This window comes from Pseudomonas sp. LS_2 (assembly GCF_042709235.1).
Lineage (GTDB): Bacteria > Pseudomonadota > Gammaproteobacteria > Pseudomonadales > Pseudomonadaceae > Aquipseudomonas.
Map to the genome: position 1 here is coordinate 48,725 of NZ_JAVAYC010000020.1, position 15,145 is coordinate 63,869.

Consider the following 15,145-nt stretch of genomic DNA (forward strand, 5'->3'; position numbering starts at 1 on the left):
CGGCGCCTCATGCGCCGCGGCTCGGGGCCATCAGTCCCCAAGCTTAGCTTCAGCGGATGGTCAATGCCTCGAGCTTGCCGCTGTTGCCAAAGACATAGATGGTGTCGCCGACCACCAGGGGCCGGGCGCGCAGGCCATCGCTGTCGATACGCTCGCGGCCGACGAAGCGGCCGTCGACCTGGCTGAGCAGGTGCAGGTAGCCTTCGAAATCGCCCACCGCCACGTAGCTGGAGAACACTTCCGGTGCCGACAATTGGCGACGAGCCATGGTGTCGTTGCTCCACAGCGAGCTGGAGGAACGCTCGTCGATGCTCTCGACGGTGCCCGAGGCTTCGCTGACGTAGACGTTGCCAAAGCCCTGGGCGACACCAACGTAGCTGGAAGCATCGCGCTGCCACAGCACGCGGCCGCTTTCCAGGTCCAGGCCAGCAACACGGCCCTGGTAGGTGCCAACGTACAGCACTTCGCCCGACAGCAGCAGGCCGCCGTCGATGTCCACCACACGGTCCAGTTCGGAACGGCCCTGCGGAATGGCCACGCGGCTTTCCCAGACCGGCACGCCGTTCTGGGTATCCACGGCGATCACCTTGCCGGTGGACAGGCCAGCCACCGCCAGGCGGTTGGTCACGATCGGCGCGCCGGTACCACGCAAGGTGAGCACGGCCGGGGTGCTTTCGTAGATCCAGCGACGGTCGCCAGTGGCGGCATCGAGGCCGATCAGGCGGTCGTCCTGGGTCTGCACCACGACGATGTCACCGTTGGTTGCAGGCGGCGCCAGCACTTCGCTGGTGACGCGGGAGCGCCAGCGCTCCTCGCCGGTGCTCGAGTCCAGGGCGATCACCTCGCCCTTCAGGGTGCCGAGCATGACCAGGCCGTAGCCTACGCCGACCGCGCCGGAAACCGGCAGCTCCAGGTCCTTCTTCCACACCACGTCGCCATTGAGGCGATCCAGGGCGAAGACCAGGCCGTTGACGTCGGAGGCATAGATGCGGTCGTTCTCGATCGCCGGTACCAGGGTGTTGTAGGTCTCACCCTGGCCGTCGCCGATCGAGCGGCTCCACTGCTTCTTGAGCACCACTTCCTCGGTGAACTGGGTCAGCTCGGCCGGGGGCAGTTCCTTCTTGCTGTTGCTGCTGCAACCCGCGGCCAGTACGGCCAGGGTGAGCACTGCTGCTTGTTTCCAACCGATCACTTCAGGCGTCCCCTTTGGCCAGGTCATCCAGCTTCAGCTGCAAGGTACCGATCGCGGCGTCATCGGACAGCGCGGCCTTGGCTTTTTCGTAAGCGCTATGGGCATCGTCGGCACGACCCAGCTGTACCAGCAGGTCGCCCTTCAATTCTTCGCGGCTGGCCAGGAACGCCTTGTCGGCATCGCCGTCGAGCAGCTTGAGGGCTTCTTCGGCCTTGCCCTGGGCCGCGAGCACGCGGGCCAGGCGCTGGCGCGAGATCTCGCCGAGGGTGACGTCGGCCGGCTTGTCGAACACGCTCTTGAGCTCGGCGGCGGCGTCGTCCAGCTTGCCGCTGTCGACCGCGACCTTGGCGACGAACAGGCTGCCGTACTGGGCGTAGGCGGTGCCACCAAACTCACTCTTGAGCTTGCCGGACAGCTCGGCGACCTTGCTCGCGTCAGGCTCGCCGCTTGGCGTCAGGGTGGTTTCCAGCAACGCCTGGTACAGCACCGAAGCGCCATGCGACTGGTTGCTCTGGTACTTCTGCCAGGCCTGCCAGCCCATCACCACCGCCGCGGCCAGCAGGGCACCGGTCAGCAGCGGCTTGCCGTTGCGGTTCCACCAGTCCTTGGCCGCAGCCAGGTCACCATCATCAGTACTCGACACCCCAATACTCCTTTTCAGCAATTCGGCTGTTTGACCGCTTCACGCCTGGGCGAAAGCGGCGTCCAGGTGCTCGGCCAGAGCATCCCAGGCAATGTTCTGTTGTTCGCCCTGGCCACGCAGGGGCTTGACACCTATCACTTGCTGCGCCAGTTCATCGTCGCCAAGGATCAGGGCATACAGCGCGCCGCTCTTGTCGGCCTTCTTGAACTGGCTCTTGAAGCTGCCGCCGCCGGCGTTCACCGCCAGGCGCAGACCCGGCAGACGGTCGCGCAGGCTTTCGGAAAGCGTGAGGCCTGCAAGTTCGGCCTGCTCACCGAAGGCGCACAGGTAGACGTCCACGGTACGGCTGATCGACTCGGGCACCTTGCCCAGGGTCTCGAGCAGCAGGATCAGGCGCTCGATACCCATGGCGAAGCCTACGCCCGGGGTCGGCTTGCCGCCCATCTGTTCGACCAGGCCGTCGTAGCGGCCGCCGGCACACACGGTGCCTTGGGCACCGAGCTTGTCGGTGACCCACTCGAACACGGTCTTGCTGTAGTAGTCCAGGCCGCGCACCAGCTTGGTGTTGAGCACGAATGGAATACCGGCGGCCTTCAGGCGGGCCTTCAGGCCCTCGAAGTGCACACGCGAGTCTTCGTCCAGGTAGTCCTCGAGCTTCGGCGCGCCGACCAGCACAGCCTGGGTGCCCTGGTCCTTGCTGTCGAGGATGCGCAGCGGGTTGCTCTTGAGGCGGCGCTGGCTGTCTTCGTCCAGTTGCTCCAGGCGCGCCGAGAGGAACTCGACCAGCGCGTCACGGTAGCGGGCGCGGGCTTCGCTGGTGCCCAGGCTGTTGAGCTCGAGCTTGACCGCGTCCTGGATGCCCAGCAGGCCCCACAGGCGCCAGGTCAGCAGGATCAGTTCGGCGTCGATGTCCGGGCCGTCGAGGTTGAACACTTCCACGCCGATCTGGTGGAACTGGCGATAGCGACCCTTCTGCGGGCGCTCGTGGCGGAACATCTGGCCGATGTACCAGAGCTTCTGCACCTGACCGTTGCCGGTGATGCCATGCTCGAGCACAGCGCGCACGCACGCGGCGGTGCCTTCGGGGCGCAGGGTCAGCGAATCGCCGTTGCGGTCCTCGAAGGTGTACATCTCTTTCTCGACGATATCGGTGACCTCACCGATCGAGCGTTTGAACAGCTCGGTGAACTCGACGATAGGCGTGCGGATCTGGCTGTAGCCGTAGGTGTCCAGCAGGCCGGCCACGGTGCCCTCGAAGTAGCGCCACAGCGGCGACTGCTCGGGCAGGATGTCGTTCATGCCACGGATGGCTTGCAGCGATTTGCTCACGAAAAATCCTTACGAATCTGTGTATCAGCCACGGGCGATCAGCGCCGCGTCGGCCTCGACCTTCTCGGCCGCTTTCTGGCGGATGAGCTTTTCGAGCTCGTCGACCAGGTTGTCGTTGGTCAGCTTCTGTGCCGGCTTGCCATCGATGTACACCAGGTTTGGCGTGCCACCGGTCAGGCCGACATGGGACTCCTTGGCCTCACCCGGGCCGTTGACCACGCAGCCGATCACGGCGACGTCCAGCGGCACCAGCAGGTCTTCCAGGCGCCCTTCCAGCTCGTTCATGGTCTTGACCACATCGAAGTTCTGCCGCGAGCAGCTCGGGCAGGCGATGAAGTTGATGCCACGGGAACGCAGGTGCAGCGACTTGAGGATGTCGTAGCCGACCTTCACTTCCTCGACCGGGTCGGCGGCCAGGGAAATACGAATGGTATCGCCAATGCCTTCGGCCAGCAGCATACCGAGGCCGACGGCGGATTTCACCGTTCCCGAGCGCAGCCCACCGGCTTCGGTGATGCCCAGGTGAAGGGGCTGGACGATCTGCTTGGCCAGCAGGCGGTAGGCTTCGACGGCCATGAACACGTCGGAGGCCTTGACGCTGACTTTGAAGTCCTGGAAATCCAGGCGGTCGAGGTGCTCGACATGGCGCAACGCCGACTCGACCAGTGCAGCGGGGGTCGGCTCGCCGTACTTCTTCTGCAGGTCTTTTTCCAGGGAACCGGCATTGACCCCGATACGAATCGGGATGCCCCGGTCGCGGGCTGCGTCGACCACGGCGCGCACGCGGTCTTCACGGCCGATGTTGCCGGGGTTGATGCGCAGGCAGTCGACGCCGAGCTCAGCCACGCGCAGGGCGATCTTGTAGTCGAAGTGGATGTCGGCGACCAAGGGCACGCTGACCAGCTGCTTGATCTTGCCGAAGGCTTCGGCGGCGTCCATGTCCGGCACCGAGACGCGAACGATGTCCACACCCGCATCGACCAGGCGCTGGATCTGCCCGACGGTGGCGGCGACGTCGTTGGTGTCGGTGTTGGTCATGCTCTGCACCGCGATGGGGGCATCGCCGCCCACCGGCACATTGCCGACCCAGATTTTCCGCGATTCGCGACGTTTGATCGGAGATTCGCCGTGCATGACTTACTGTCCCAACTTCAGGCGAGCGGTCTCGCCACTGGTGAACGGGGCTACGTCGACCGCCTGACCGTTGTAGCTGACCTGCGCGCCGCGGGCGAAGCCCAGGCGTACCGAGAACGGCGGTTTGCCGGTCAGCTCCAGGCTGTCGCCCTTGCGCTTGATGGCGCTGAACAACACCTTGCCGTTGCCATCGGTGACCTGGGTCCAGCAATCGGCGGTGAATTGGATAGCGACGCGGCCATCGCCAGCTGGCAGTACGCTCGGCTGGGCGGCTGGCGCAGGGGCAGTGGCAACTGGCGGGGTAGCAGGTGCTGAGGGGGTTGGTGCGGGAGCGGCAGCAGGCGCATGAGGCTGTGCGGCTGCGACGGCCGGGGTCTGTGGCGCAGCAGGGGCAACAGGTTCGGTGCTCGCAGTGGCTTCCGGGGTGGTATCCGTGTTGGTTTCCTGGGCTTGCTCGCCCGCAGCGGGCTCAAGCGGCAACGGCGCGCTTTCCGGTTGCTGGCCAGCGCTCACGGCCTGGTCTTCAGGCTCGTCCAGGGGGTGTATCTGGGTAGTACCGTCGGCACTCTCGACCTCGACATGCTCCAGCGCGATCTTGGCCAGGTCCTTGGTACGCAAGCTGCCCTGGTCCTGCCACCAGAAGAAGCCACCACCGATCACCGCCACCAGCAGCAGCAGGCTCACCACTCGCAGGATGTTGTGGGACAGCCGCACCGGCTCCTCGATGCGTCCCAGGGCATGTACGTCGCTGCCCTTGGCGTGGGTGCCGGTGACTTGGTCGAAGGCCTCGACCAGCGGCGCCTGGTCCATATCCATCAGCTTGGCGTAGGCACGAATGTAGCCACGGGCGAAGGTATGCCCAGGAAGCTTGTCGAAGGCACCGTTTTCCAGGTTGTTCAGCGAAGTTACCGTGAGGTTGAGCTTGCGGGCCACTTCGGCCTGCGACCAGGCGCGGGTTTCGCGGGCCTGGCGCAAGACTTCACCGGGGTTCTGGTGAGTCGCTGCTGCTACTTCTGGGTGCGCGGCTTTCATCGTTGCTCCGACAGGTATTGCTGATATTCCGGCGTACCGGGATAAAGTCGTTGTAATTGCTGGCCAAGCTGCGCCGCGTTGCCGTGTTCTTCAAACACGCGGGCAAGGCGGCTGCCCAACAGCAGGCTGCGGGCATTGGGGTCGCTGTACTGGCTGAAGCGATCGTAATAGTCCCGAGCGGGCACATAATGCCTGTTTTCGTAGGACAACTCAGCCATTTCCAGCAGTGCCCCGGGTTGACGCTGGTTGAGCTGCAGCGCCTTGATCAGGTATTCGTGCGCCTGTTCGCGACGCCCCTGCTTCAAGGCAGTCAAGCCCAGGTTCTCGTAGACCCGGGAACGCTCAGGATACAGGGTATCGGCAGCGGCTTGGCGAAAGATCTGCTCGGCCTGGTGAAGCCGGCCCTGAGCATATAGGAAACTGCCGTAGTTGTTGCGAATGCGGGTGTCGCCGGGGCGCGCGGCAAGGGCTTTATGAAAATGCTCCTCGGCAAGCGCCGGTTCGCCTTCGGCCTGAAAGGCCAGTGCCAGGGCGGCATGGGCATCGGCATCGCTGGCGTTGAGGTCCAACGCCTTGACCAACGGCACCTTGGCCTGACCGGTCAAACCTTGTTGCAAATACCCAAGGCCCAATTGCACATAGGCGCGCCCTGCATCATCCCGTCCCTGGCGGCTGCCCAGTGGATCGCTGGCGCCACCGGACACACAACCGGCCAACAGCACGAGCGTCAGGAGCGATAGCGCGGCGCGCAGGGTCATGGGCAGGCCCCGGTCAGTGGCGCACGGCGCTGTCTTGCTGCTCGCCTTCGGCGCTCAGCTGGCGCACGGCAATGTAGCGCTCGCTACGACGGGTGCGGTCCATGACCTGGCCGACCAGCTGGCCACAGGCGGCGTCGATGTCTTCACCACGGGTGGTACGGGTGGTGACGTTGAAGCCGCCATGGTGCAGCAGGTCCTGGAAGCGGCGGATGGCATTGTTGCTTGGCCGCTCGTAGCCCGAGTGCGGGAACGGGTTGAACGGGATCAGGTTGATCTTGCACGGAACATCGCGCAGCAGCTCGATCATTTGAGCGGCGTGCTCGGGCTGGTCGTTGACGTCCTTGAGCAGGGTGTACTCGATGGTGAGCACGCGCTTGCCGCCGAGGGTGGACATATAGCCCATGCACGACTCCAGCAGCATCTTCAGCGGGTACTTCTTGTTGATCGGTACCAGCTTGTTGCGCAGCTCGTCGTTCGGCGCATGCAGCGAGAGGGCCAGCGACACGTCGATGTGCTTGGCCAGCTCGTCGATCATCGGCACCACGCCCGAGGTGGACAAGGTGACGCGACGCTTGGAAATGCCATAACCCAGATCTTCCATCATGATCTTCATGGCGGCGATGACATTGTCGAAATTCAGCAGGGGCTCGCCCATGCCCATCATGACCACGTTGGTGATGGCGCGGTCGATCTTGGCCGGTACGGTCCCGAAGGATTTGTTCGCAAGCCACACCTGGCCGATCACTTCGGCGGCGGTGAGGTTGCTGTTGAAGCCTTGCTTGCCGGTGGAGCAGAAACTGCAATCCAGGGCACAGCCGGCTTGGGACGACACGCACAGGGTGCCGCGGTCGTCAGTGGGGATGTAGACGGTTTCGACGCAACTGCCGGAGGCAACGCGGACCACCCACTTGCGGGTGCCGTCGGCGGAAATGTCTTCGCTGACCACTTCCGGTCCCCGAATCTCGGCAACGGCCTCGAGCTTTTCGCGCAAGGCCTTGCCGACGTTGGTCATGGCGGCGAAATCGTCGACGCCATAGTGGTGAATCCATTTCATGACCTGACCGGCACGAAAACGCTTCTCTCCGATCGAATCGAAGAATTTTTCCATTTCCTGGAGGGTCAGGCCCAACAGGTTGATCTTGCCAGTCATGTCACTCATGGAATCACCCAAGACCTGCTTCGCTTAGCGAATGCGGTCGCACAGCTCGGTAGCGGAGAAGAAGTAAGCGATTTCGCGGGCAGCGGAGGCTTCCGAGTCGGAACCGTGTACGGCGTTCTCGTCGATGGATACGGCGAAGTCGGCGCGGATGGTGCCGGCAGCAGCTTCCTTCGGGTTGGTGGCGCCCATCAGCTCACGGTTGGCCAGAACGGCGTTCTCGCCTTCCAGAACCTGGACGATGACCGGACCGGAAGTCATGAAGGCAACCAGATCGCCGAAGAAACCGCGCTCTTTGTGCTCAGCGTAGAAGCCTTCGGCTTCGGCCTTGGACAGTTGCTTCATCTTCGAAGCGACGACGCGCAGGCCAGCTTTTTCGAAGCGAGTGGTGATCTCGCCGATGACGTTCTTGGCAACGGCGTCAGGCTTGATGATGGAGAAAGTACGTTGAACAGCCATGGAAAACTCCAGAATTTGAGTATTGCGAAAAATTAAACCCGCGAATTATACGCGGGTTCCAGGGGATTGCCTAACCTGCAGAGACGCTCAGTCGGCTTCTTCGATCCAGGCCGCCTGGATGGCCTCGAGCACCTTCTCGCCGCCGCGGGACGGATCGTCGCTGAATTCTGGCAAGGCCAGCACCCAACGGTGCAGATCGACGAAATTCACGTAACGAGGATCGACTTCCGGCTTGCTTTCCGCAAGCTGGATGGCGATCTCAAGTACATCAATCCATTTCAAAGTCATGCTGAACCCTCAGTGCGGCGCTTCTGCGGCATGGTTGAGCGAATATTTCGGGATCTCGATGGTGAGGTCCTGGTCGCCCACGACCACCTGGCAACCCAGTCGCGACTGCGCTTCCAGGCCCCAAGCCTTGTCCAGCATGTCTTCTTCCAGCTCATCGGCCTCCTCGAGGGAGTCGAACCCCTTGCGCACGATGCAGTGGCAGGTGGTGCAGGCCTTCACGCCGCCGCAGGCACTTTCCATCTCGATGTGATGGTCGTGGGCCAGCTCCAGGATGTTGGTCCCGATGGGCACTTCCACGGTCAGCCCCTCGGGGCAGAATTTTTCATGCGGCAGGAATGTCACCAGCGGCATCGGTTACTCCTCGATCTCATTCAGGTTGCGCCCGGCCAGTGCGGCTTTGACCGTCGAATCAAGGCGACGGGCGGCAAAAGCATCGGTCACCTGCGACAGACGCTTGGTCTGTTGCTCGATGGCCGCGCCATCGGTGCCGCTGAGCAAATCACGCAATTCTTGCATCTGGAAGGCGATAGCCTCGCGCTCCTCGGCGCTGAGCAGGCGCTCGCCGTCGGCATCCAGGGCGCCCTGCACCGCTTCGAGCAGACGCTCGCCGTCGACCTGGTGCTCGCGCAGCTGACGCGCCTGCTTGTCGACGCCTGCATGCTCGAAGGAGTCCTTGAGCATGCGCGCGATCTCGCCATCGGTCAGCCCGTAGGATGGCTTGACCTGGATGCTCGACTCCACGCCCGAGCCCAGTTCACGGGCCGCGACGCTGAGCAGGCCGTCGGCGTCGACCTGGAAGGTCACGCGGATCTTCGCGGCACCGGCGACCATCGCCGGAATGCCACGAAGCTCGAAACGAGCCAGGGAGCGGCAGTCGCTGATGAGCTCGCGCTCACCTTGCAGCACATGGATCATCATGGCCGACTGGCCATCCTTGTAGGTGGTGAACTCCTGAGCGCGGGCCACGGGAATCGTGGTGTTGCGCGGAATCACCTTTTCCATCAGGCCGCCCATGGTCTCAAGGCCGAGCGACAGCGGAATGACGTCGAGCAGCAGCAGCTCGCCACCCTCGCGGCGGTTGCCCGCCAGGGTGTCGGCCTGGATCGCGGCGCCGATGGCGACGACCTGGTCGGGGTCGATGGAAGTCAGCGGAGTACGACCGAACAGCGCACCGACTGCTTCGCGCACCCGTGGTACGCGGGTCGAACCCCCGACCATGACCACTGCTGCCACTTCTTCCAGCTCCACGCCGCTGTCACGCACCGCGCGACGGCAAGCCTTGAGGCTGCGGGCAACCAGGGGCTCGATCAAGGCCTCGAAGGCGGCGCGGCCGAGTTCGCCCTGCCAGGCGCCATGGCTGACCTTGACCACTTCGGCCTCGGTCAGCGCCTCTTTCGCAGCGCAGGCGGTTTGCAACAGCTGACGCTGGGCCGACGGGTCAAGGTCGGAGGACAGGCCCGCTTGCTCGATGATCCAGCCAGCAATGGCGTGATCGAAGTCATCGCCGCCCAGGGCGCTGTCGCCACCGGTGGCCAGCACTTCGAAGACGCCAGCAGTGAGACGCAGTATGGAAATATCGAAGGTACCGCCGCCCAGGTCGTAGATGGCCACCAGGCCTTCGGCATTCTGGTCCAGACCATAGGCCACGGCGGCAGCGGTCGGCTCGTTGAGCAGGCGCAGCACGTTCAGGCCAGCCAGACGCGCAGCGTCCTTGGTGGCCTGGCGCTGGGCATCGTCGAAATAGGCAGGCACGGTGATGACTGCGCCAACCAGCTCACCGCCGAGGGTTTCTTCGGCACGCTGACGCAACACCTTGAGGATGTCAGCAGACACTTCCACCGGGCTTTTCGGCCCCTGGACAGTGTCGATGAACGGCATGTGCGACTCGCCGCCGACGAAGCGGTACGGCAGCTGCTCGCCGAGTTGTTTGACGTCAGCCAGGCCACGCCCCATCAGGCGCTTGACCGACAGGACGGTGTTCAGCGGGTCGCTGGAGGCAGCAACGCGCGCAGCCTGCCCGACCTCAAGGGCGTTTTCGAGGTAGCGCACCGCGGACGGCAGGATGACCTCGCCCTGGGCATCGGGCAGCGGTTCGCTGCGCCCGCTGCGCACGGCAGCGACCAGCGAGTTGGTGGTGCCCAGGTCGATACCCACCGCCAGGCGACGCTGGTGCGGCTGGGGGCTCTGACCGGGTTCGGCGATCTGCAGTAGGGCCATGCTTATCTGAATACCTTAGGCGTCATCACGGATAACGCCGGGGTTAATCGTCGAGGCGCTCTTCCAACTGGCGCACTTCTTGGGCGAGCTTGTCGAGGAACTGCATGCGGCGCATCAGGCGTTCGGCCTTGTCGCGCTCGGCAGCTTGGTCCCAGCAGGCGGCGAAATCATCGTTGAGCGTGTCCTGGGCGGCCTTCAAACGCTTCTTGAACACGCCAACGCCATCCAGGTCGGCTTCGTCCTGCAGCTCTTCGAGCTCTTCTCGCCACTGCATCTGCTGCAACAGGAAGTCCGGGTCGTGCACGGTGACTTCCTGGGGCACTTCGTGGCCACCGATGGCCAGCAGATAGCGGGCGCGACGCGGCGCACTGCGCAGGGTCTGGTAGGCATCGTTGAGCGCAGCGGACTTTTCCAGGGCTACCCGCTGCTCACGCTCGGAGGCGTCGGCGAAACGGTCCGGATGAACCTCGCGGGCCAGCTCGCGGTAGCGGGTGGCCAGCTTGTCGAGGTCAAGACGAAAGCCCGGCTGGAGGTCGAACAGGGCGAAATGACAAGGAGTACCCACATCAAGCCTCAGACATTGAAGCTTTCGCCGCAGCCACACTCACCGCGTACGTTGGGGTTATTGAACTTGAAGCCTTCGTTCAACCCTTCCTTGACGAAGTCCAGCTCGGTGCCGTCGAGGTACACCAGGCTCTTCGGGTCGATGATGACCTTCACGCCATGGTTCTCGAACACCTGGTCTTCGCTGGCCAGCTCGTCGACGAACTCCAGCACGTAGGCCAGGCCCGAGCAGCCGGTGGTGCGCACGCCCAGGCGGATACCTTCACCCTTGCCGCGCCCGTCGAGGGAGCGGCGAATATGGTTGGCGGCGGCTTCTGTCATGCTGATAGCCATCGGAACTCCTTAAGACAGGTGTCTCAGATCAAGCCTTTCTTCTGCTTGTAGTCACGCACGGCCGCCTTGATGGCGTCCTCGGCGAGTACCGAGCAGTGGATCTTCACCGGCGGCAGCGCCAGTTCTTCGGCCAGCTGGGTGTTCTTGATGGTCTCGGCCTCGTCCAGGGTCTTACCCTTCATCCACTCGGTAGCGAGGGAGCTGGAGGCGATGGCCGAACCGCAACCGTAGGTCTTGAACTTGGCGTCTTCGATGATGCCTTGCTCGTTGACCTTGATTTGCAGACGCATCACGTCACCACACGCTGGCGCGCCGACCATGCCGGTCCCGACATCCGGGTCCTCGGCGTTCATCTTGCCGACGTTGCGTGGGTTTTCGTAGTGGTCGATGACCTTTTCACTGTATGCCATGGTGCAATTCCTTCCTCATCAGGGAGCCGCTCTTGCCGGCGACTGCTTAGTGGGCGGCCCACTCGATCTTGGAGATGTCGACGCCGTCTTTGTACATGTCCCACAGGGGCGACAGTTCGCGCAGCTTGTTCACCGCCTCGACGACTTTCTGCGCGGCGTAATCCACGTCTTCCTCGGTGGTGAAGCGACCGAAGGTGAAGCGGATCGAGCTGTGCGCCAGTTCGTCGTTGCGGCCAATGGCGCGCAGTACGTAGGACGGCTCCAGCGAAGCGGAGGTGCAGGCCGAACCCGAGGACACGGCGATATCCTTCAGGGACATCAGCAGCGACTCGCCTTCGACGTAGTTGAAGCTCAGGTTCAGGTTGTGCGGCACGCGGGCAGTCGCGCTGCCGTTGATGTACAGCTCTTCCAGGTGAGAAACCTGCTTGAAGAAGCGGTCGCTCAAGGCCTTGATGCGAGCGTTCTCGCTGGCCATGTCCTGCTTGGCGACGGCGAAAGCCTCGCCCATGCCGACGATCTGGTGGGTGGCCAGGGTGCCCGAACGCATGCCGCGCTCGTGACCACCGCCGTGCATGGTGGCTTCCAGGCGTACGCGCGGCTTGCGGCTGACGTACAGTGCGCCGATGCCTTTGGGGCCGTAGGTCTTGTGGGCGGAGAAGGACATCAGGTCGACCTTGAGCTTTTGCAGGTCGATCTCGACCTTGCCGGTCGACTGGGCGGCATCGACGTGGAAAAACACGCCGCGAGCGCGGGTGAGTTCGCCGATGGCGGCGATGTCGTTGATGGTGCCGATTTCGTTATTCACGTGCATCACCGACACCAGGATGGTGTCTTCACGCAGGGCCGCCTCGACCATGGCCGGGGTGATCAGGCCATCTTCGCCGGGCTCGAGATAGGTGACCTCGAAACCTTCGCGCTCGAGCTGGCGGGCGGTGTCCAACACGGCCTTGTGCTCGATCTTGGAGGTGACGATGTGCTTGCCCTTGGTGTGATAGAAGTGCGCGACACCTTTGATTGCCAGGTTGTCGGACTCGGTAGCGCCGCTGGTCCAGACGATCTCGCGCGGGTCGGCATTGACCAGGTCGGCGACCTGGCGACGGGCGTTCTCGACCGCTTCTTCGGCGCGCCAGCCGAAGACGTGGGAGCGCGATGCCGGGTTACCGAAGTTCCCGTCGACCAGCAGGCAGTCGGCCATTTTCTGGGCGACGCGAGGATCGACCGGGGTGGTCGCAGAGTAATCGAGGTAGATCGGCAACTTCATTGAGTATCTCCTATCAGGCGGTGGCGTCAGCGCTCGTCGCTACGGGGTTCAGTCGACGGCGGACGTCTCAATCTTGTCCAACTGGGCGGCACGACCGGCGACACGTCGCAGGTCCTGGCGCTGGGCGACTTCCTGCACCTCACGGCGCATGACGAGGTCGGCCAGGCTGATGCCGCTGAGGAATTCATGGATCTGCTGGCTGAGATCGCACCACAGGTGGTGGGTCAGGCAGGTATCACCGGCGTGGCAATCCCCAAGGCCTTGGCAACGGGTGGCGTCGACCGATTCGTTGACCGCATCGATGACCTGGACCACCTGGATGGTGCACATGTCCCGCGACAGCTGGTAGCCGCCGCCGGGGCCGCGAACGCTGGAAACCAGGTTGCTGCGGCGCAGCTTGGCGAACAGCTGTTCCAGATAAGAGAGGGAAATGCCCTGGCGCTCGGAAATATCGGCCAAAGACACCGGCCCATGCTTCGCGTGCAACGCCAGGTCGAGCATGGCGGTCACGGCGTATCGGCCTTTGGTAGTCAGTCGCATGGCTATTGGGTACCACGGGAGTTACAGGATGTGAGCGAGTATGCGATTCCCGAGCATTTAAGTCAACTATAAGACCTAGTGCTTTAGTCGGGATTGCAGCTGGGAGGCGGGCGCGACTATAGCAGAACAGGGGCGTAATCACACGCCCCATGCATCAGGTGGCCGGTATCAATGCGGCCGAGTGTCGCTGCCGACTACCTGCTTGGCGTCGGCGAAGTCATCCTCGGGCAGCGCTGGCAGTTCCTTGGCACAGTAGTCGCTGCCCAGGTTGGTCAGCGCGCCGCACATGCCCTCCAGGCGCTCGTCCACCGCTTGCAGGTGATCGAGCATCTGGCCGATGGCACGGGCCACCGGGTCGGGCATGTCGCCACTGACGCCATAGGCGTCGAAGCCGAGCTTCTCGGCCATGGCCTTGCGCTTGGCCTCGACGGCGTCATCGGCCTCGTTCTTGACGATGATCCGCCCCGGAATGCCAACCGCCGTGGCACCGGCCGGTACCGCCTTGGTGACCACCGCGTTGGAACCGATCTTGGCCCCGGCACCGACGGTGAAGGGCCCGAGCACCTTGGCCCCGGCACCGACCACCACGCCATTTTCCAGGGTCGGGTGGCGCTTGCCCTTGTTCCAGCTGGTGCCGCCGAGGGTAACGCCCTGGTACAGCGTGACATCGTCGCCGATCTCGGCGGTTTCGCCGATGACGATGCCCATGCCGTGGTCGATGAAGAAGCGTCGACCAATGGTGGCGCCAGGGTGGATCTCGATACCGGTCATCCAGCGCCCGAAGTTCGACACCAGCCGCGCCAGCCATTTGAAGTCGCGCACCCACAGGGCATGCCCGAGGCGGTGCAGCCAGATGGCGTGCATGCCCGGGTAGCAGGTGAGCACCTCGAAGGCGTTGCGTGCTGCCGGGTCACGATGGAACACACTTTGAATATCTTCACGCAGACGTTCGAACATCTTTTCAGTCCTTGCGCTTATGCGGCTCGCCCCTTGCGACCTTCTGGGTCTCGGTGAGGATGCCGCGCAGAATGCTCATTTCCGAACGATCGACCGAACTGCGCCCGTACAACCGACGCAGACGCGCCATCAGGTGCCGGGGCTTTTCGGGGTCGAGGAAGCCGATGTCCACCAGGGTCTTTTCCAGGTGGTCGTAGAACCGCTCCATTTCGTCCAGGGTCGCCAACTCACCGGTACGGGCCGAGTTGGCCTCGCACGTCTCGTCCTTCGCCGCTGCGCCCTGTGCCGCCAGCCAGGCCATGCGCACCTCGTAGGCGAGCACCTGCACGGCGGCGGCAAGGTTCAGCGAGCTGAAGTCCGGGTTCGAGGGGATGTGCACGTGAAAGTGACATCGCTGCAGTTCTTCGTTGGTCAGCCCGGCGTGTTCGCGGCCAAAGACCAGGGCAATTTCCGCGCCCTCGCCAGCCTGCTCCACCGCCTTGACCCCGCACTCGCGCGGGTCGAGCAACGGCCAGGGAATGCTGCGCTCGCGGGCGCTGGTGCCAATGGCCAGGCTGCAGCCGACCAGCGCTTCCTCGAGGCTGCCCACCACCTGGGCCCCCTCCAGCACGTCATCGGCGCCCGAGGCGCGCGCACTGGCGTCGCTGGCGGGGAAATCCAGGGGTTGAACCAGCACCAGGCGCGACAAGCCCATGTTTTTCATGGCTCGTGCAGCGCCGCCGATGTTACCGGGGTGGCTGGTATTGACCAGAACAACACGAATATTCTGCAGCAAGGTGATGCGCTCACAGATGGGAATAAAGGGGGCAGTGATCTTACATAAGCGACGGGCGTAACGCCATGAAAGCGAATGTCGCCCTTCTGCCTGAACA

At 63.6% G+C, this 15,145-nt stretch carries 18 protein-coding genes; all 18 read right to left on the minus strand.

Annotation, left to right across the window (positions count from 1 at the left end; translation table 11 throughout):
- Positions 1-49: 49 nt before the first annotated feature.
- Positions 50-1,192, minus strand: a complete 1,143-nt coding sequence (gene bamB / locus RAC97_RS17795; protein ID WP_375099828.1) for an outer membrane protein assembly factor BamB — start codon at positions 1,190-1,192, stop codon at positions 50-52.
- A gap of 1 nt (position 1,193) precedes the next feature.
- Positions 1,194-1,835, minus strand: coding sequence for a tetratricopeptide repeat protein (locus RAC97_RS17800; RefSeq protein WP_375099829.1), 642 nt, complete (start codon positions 1,833-1,835; stop codon positions 1,194-1,196).
- Between the two features lie 39 nt (positions 1,836-1,874).
- Positions 1,875-3,164, minus strand: coding sequence for a histidine--tRNA ligase (hisS, locus tag RAC97_RS17805; protein ID WP_375099830.1), 1,290 nt, complete (start codon positions 3,162-3,164; stop codon positions 1,875-1,877).
- A 24-nt stretch (positions 3,165-3,188) separates the two neighbouring features.
- Positions 3,189-4,298, minus strand: a complete 1,110-nt coding sequence (gene ispG / locus RAC97_RS17810; RefSeq protein WP_375099831.1) for a flavodoxin-dependent (E)-4-hydroxy-3-methylbut-2-enyl-diphosphate synthase — start codon at positions 4,296-4,298, stop codon at positions 3,189-3,191.
- A gap of 3 nt (positions 4,299-4,301) precedes the next feature.
- Positions 4,302-5,330 (minus strand): RodZ domain-containing protein, encoded by a 1,029-nt coding sequence (locus RAC97_RS17815; RefSeq protein WP_375099832.1) that lies wholly within the window; start codon positions 5,328-5,330, stop codon positions 4,302-4,304.
- Entirely contained in the window at positions 5,327-6,088 is a 762-nt protein-coding gene (gene pilW / locus RAC97_RS17820; protein WP_375099833.1) for a type IV pilus biogenesis/stability protein PilW, read from the minus strand. Before pilW ends, RAC97_RS17815 begins: the two co-directional genes overlap by 4 nt.
- 13 nt (positions 6,089-6,101) lie before the next feature.
- Positions 6,102-7,247: a 23S rRNA (adenine(2503)-C(2))-methyltransferase RlmN gene (gene rlmN / locus RAC97_RS17825; RefSeq protein WP_375099835.1), complete on the minus strand. Its 1,146-nt coding sequence runs from the start codon at positions 7,245-7,247 to the stop codon at positions 6,102-6,104.
- 24 nt (positions 7,248-7,271) lie between these two features.
- A complete protein-coding gene (gene ndk / locus RAC97_RS17830; RefSeq protein ID WP_013971021.1) occupies positions 7,272-7,703 on the minus strand; it encodes a nucleoside-diphosphate kinase in 432 nt (143 codons plus the stop codon).
- Positions 7,704-7,790: 87 nt separating this feature from the next.
- The gene (gene iscX, locus RAC97_RS17835) at positions 7,791-7,991 is read right to left on the minus strand and encodes a Fe-S cluster assembly protein IscX (RefSeq protein WP_375099836.1); all 201 of its coding nucleotides are present in this window, start codon (positions 7,989-7,991) and stop codon (positions 7,791-7,793) included.
- A gap of 9 nt (positions 7,992-8,000) precedes the next feature.
- Entirely contained in the window at positions 8,001-8,342 is a 342-nt protein-coding gene (gene fdx / locus RAC97_RS17840; RefSeq protein WP_375099837.1) for an ISC system 2Fe-2S type ferredoxin, read from the minus strand.
- A gap of 3 nt (positions 8,343-8,345) precedes the next feature.
- On the minus strand, positions 8,346-10,208 hold the full coding sequence (gene hscA, locus RAC97_RS17845) for a Fe-S protein assembly chaperone HscA (protein ID WP_375099838.1): 1,863 nt from the start codon (positions 10,206-10,208) through the stop codon (positions 8,346-8,348).
- 43 nt (positions 10,209-10,251) lie between these two features.
- Entirely contained in the window at positions 10,252-10,773 is a 522-nt protein-coding gene (hscB, locus tag RAC97_RS17850) for a co-chaperone HscB (RefSeq protein WP_375099839.1), read from the minus strand.
- 8 nt (positions 10,774-10,781) lie between these two features.
- Entirely contained in the window at positions 10,782-11,105 is a 324-nt protein-coding gene (gene iscA, locus RAC97_RS17855) for an iron-sulfur cluster assembly protein IscA (RefSeq protein ID WP_029613656.1), read from the minus strand.
- A gap of 23 nt (positions 11,106-11,128) precedes the next feature.
- The gene (gene iscU, locus RAC97_RS17860) at positions 11,129-11,515 is read right to left on the minus strand and encodes a Fe-S cluster assembly scaffold IscU (protein ID WP_007929523.1); all 387 of its coding nucleotides are present in this window, start codon (positions 11,513-11,515) and stop codon (positions 11,129-11,131) included.
- 46 nt (positions 11,516-11,561) lie between these two features.
- On the minus strand, positions 11,562-12,776 hold the full coding sequence (locus RAC97_RS17865; protein ID WP_375099840.1) for an IscS subfamily cysteine desulfurase: 1,215 nt from the start codon (positions 12,774-12,776) through the stop codon (positions 11,562-11,564).
- A gap of 48 nt (positions 12,777-12,824) precedes the next feature.
- Positions 12,825-13,316 carry a Fe-S cluster assembly transcriptional regulator IscR gene (iscR, locus tag RAC97_RS17870; protein ID WP_375099841.1) on the minus strand — a complete coding sequence of 164 codons (492 nt, stop codon included), beginning with the start codon at positions 13,314-13,316 and terminating at the stop codon, positions 12,825-12,827.
- A gap of 168 nt (positions 13,317-13,484) precedes the next feature.
- The gene (cysE, locus tag RAC97_RS17875; protein WP_375099842.1) at positions 13,485-14,273 is read right to left on the minus strand and encodes a serine O-acetyltransferase; all 789 of its coding nucleotides are present in this window, start codon (positions 14,271-14,273) and stop codon (positions 13,485-13,487) included.
- Between the two features lie 4 nt (positions 14,274-14,277).
- The gene (trmJ, locus tag RAC97_RS17880) at positions 14,278-15,048 is read right to left on the minus strand and encodes a tRNA (cytosine(32)/uridine(32)-2'-O)-methyltransferase TrmJ (RefSeq protein WP_375099843.1); all 771 of its coding nucleotides are present in this window, start codon (positions 15,046-15,048) and stop codon (positions 14,278-14,280) included.
- Positions 15,049-15,145 lie beyond the last annotated feature (97 nt).

What these genes read in the sequence shown, in the direction of transcription:
- cysE (WP_375099842.1), bottom strand. Translation starts at nt 14,273, where the DNA reads ATGTTCGAACGTCTGCGTGAAGATATTCAAAGTGTGTTCCATCGTGAC.
- pilW (WP_375099833.1), bottom strand. Translation starts at nt 6,088, where the DNA reads ATGACCCTGCGCGCCGCGCTATCGCTCCTGACGCTCGTGCTGTTGGCC.
- fdx (WP_375099837.1), bottom strand. Translation starts at nt 8,342, where the DNA reads ATGCCGCTGGTGACATTCCTGCCGCATGAAAAATTCTGCCCCGAGGGG.
- ndk (WP_013971021.1), bottom strand. Translation starts at nt 7,703, where the DNA reads ATGGCTGTTCAACGTACTTTCTCCATCATCAAGCCTGACGCCGTTGCC.
- iscU (WP_007929523.1), bottom strand. Translation starts at nt 11,515, where the DNA reads ATGGCATACAGTGAAAAGGTCATCGACCACTACGAAAACCCACGCAAC.
- iscR (WP_375099841.1), bottom strand. Translation starts at nt 13,316, where the DNA reads ATGCGACTGACTACCAAAGGCCGATACGCCGTGACCGCCATGCTCGAC.
- iscX (WP_375099836.1), bottom strand. Translation starts at nt 7,991, where the DNA reads ATGACTTTGAAATGGATTGATGTACTTGAGATCGCCATCCAGCTTGCG.
- rlmN (WP_375099835.1), bottom strand. Translation starts at nt 7,247, where the DNA reads ATGAGTGACATGACTGGCAAGATCAACCTGTTGGGCCTGACCCTCCAG.
- RAC97_RS17815 (WP_375099832.1), bottom strand. Translation starts at nt 5,330, where the DNA reads ATGAAAGCCGCGCACCCAGAAGTAGCAGCAGCGACTCACCAGAACCCC.
- RAC97_RS17865 (WP_375099840.1), bottom strand. Translation starts at nt 12,776, where the DNA reads ATGAAGTTGCCGATCTACCTCGATTACTCTGCGACCACCCCGGTCGAT.
- hscA (WP_375099838.1), bottom strand. Translation starts at nt 10,208, where the DNA reads ATGGCCCTACTGCAGATCGCCGAACCCGGTCAGAGCCCCCAGCCGCAC.
- ispG (WP_375099831.1), bottom strand. Translation starts at nt 4,298, where the DNA reads ATGCACGGCGAATCTCCGATCAAACGTCGCGAATCGCGGAAAATCTGG.
- iscA (WP_029613656.1), bottom strand. Translation starts at nt 11,105, where the DNA reads ATGGCTATCAGCATGACAGAAGCCGCCGCCAACCATATTCGCCGCTCC.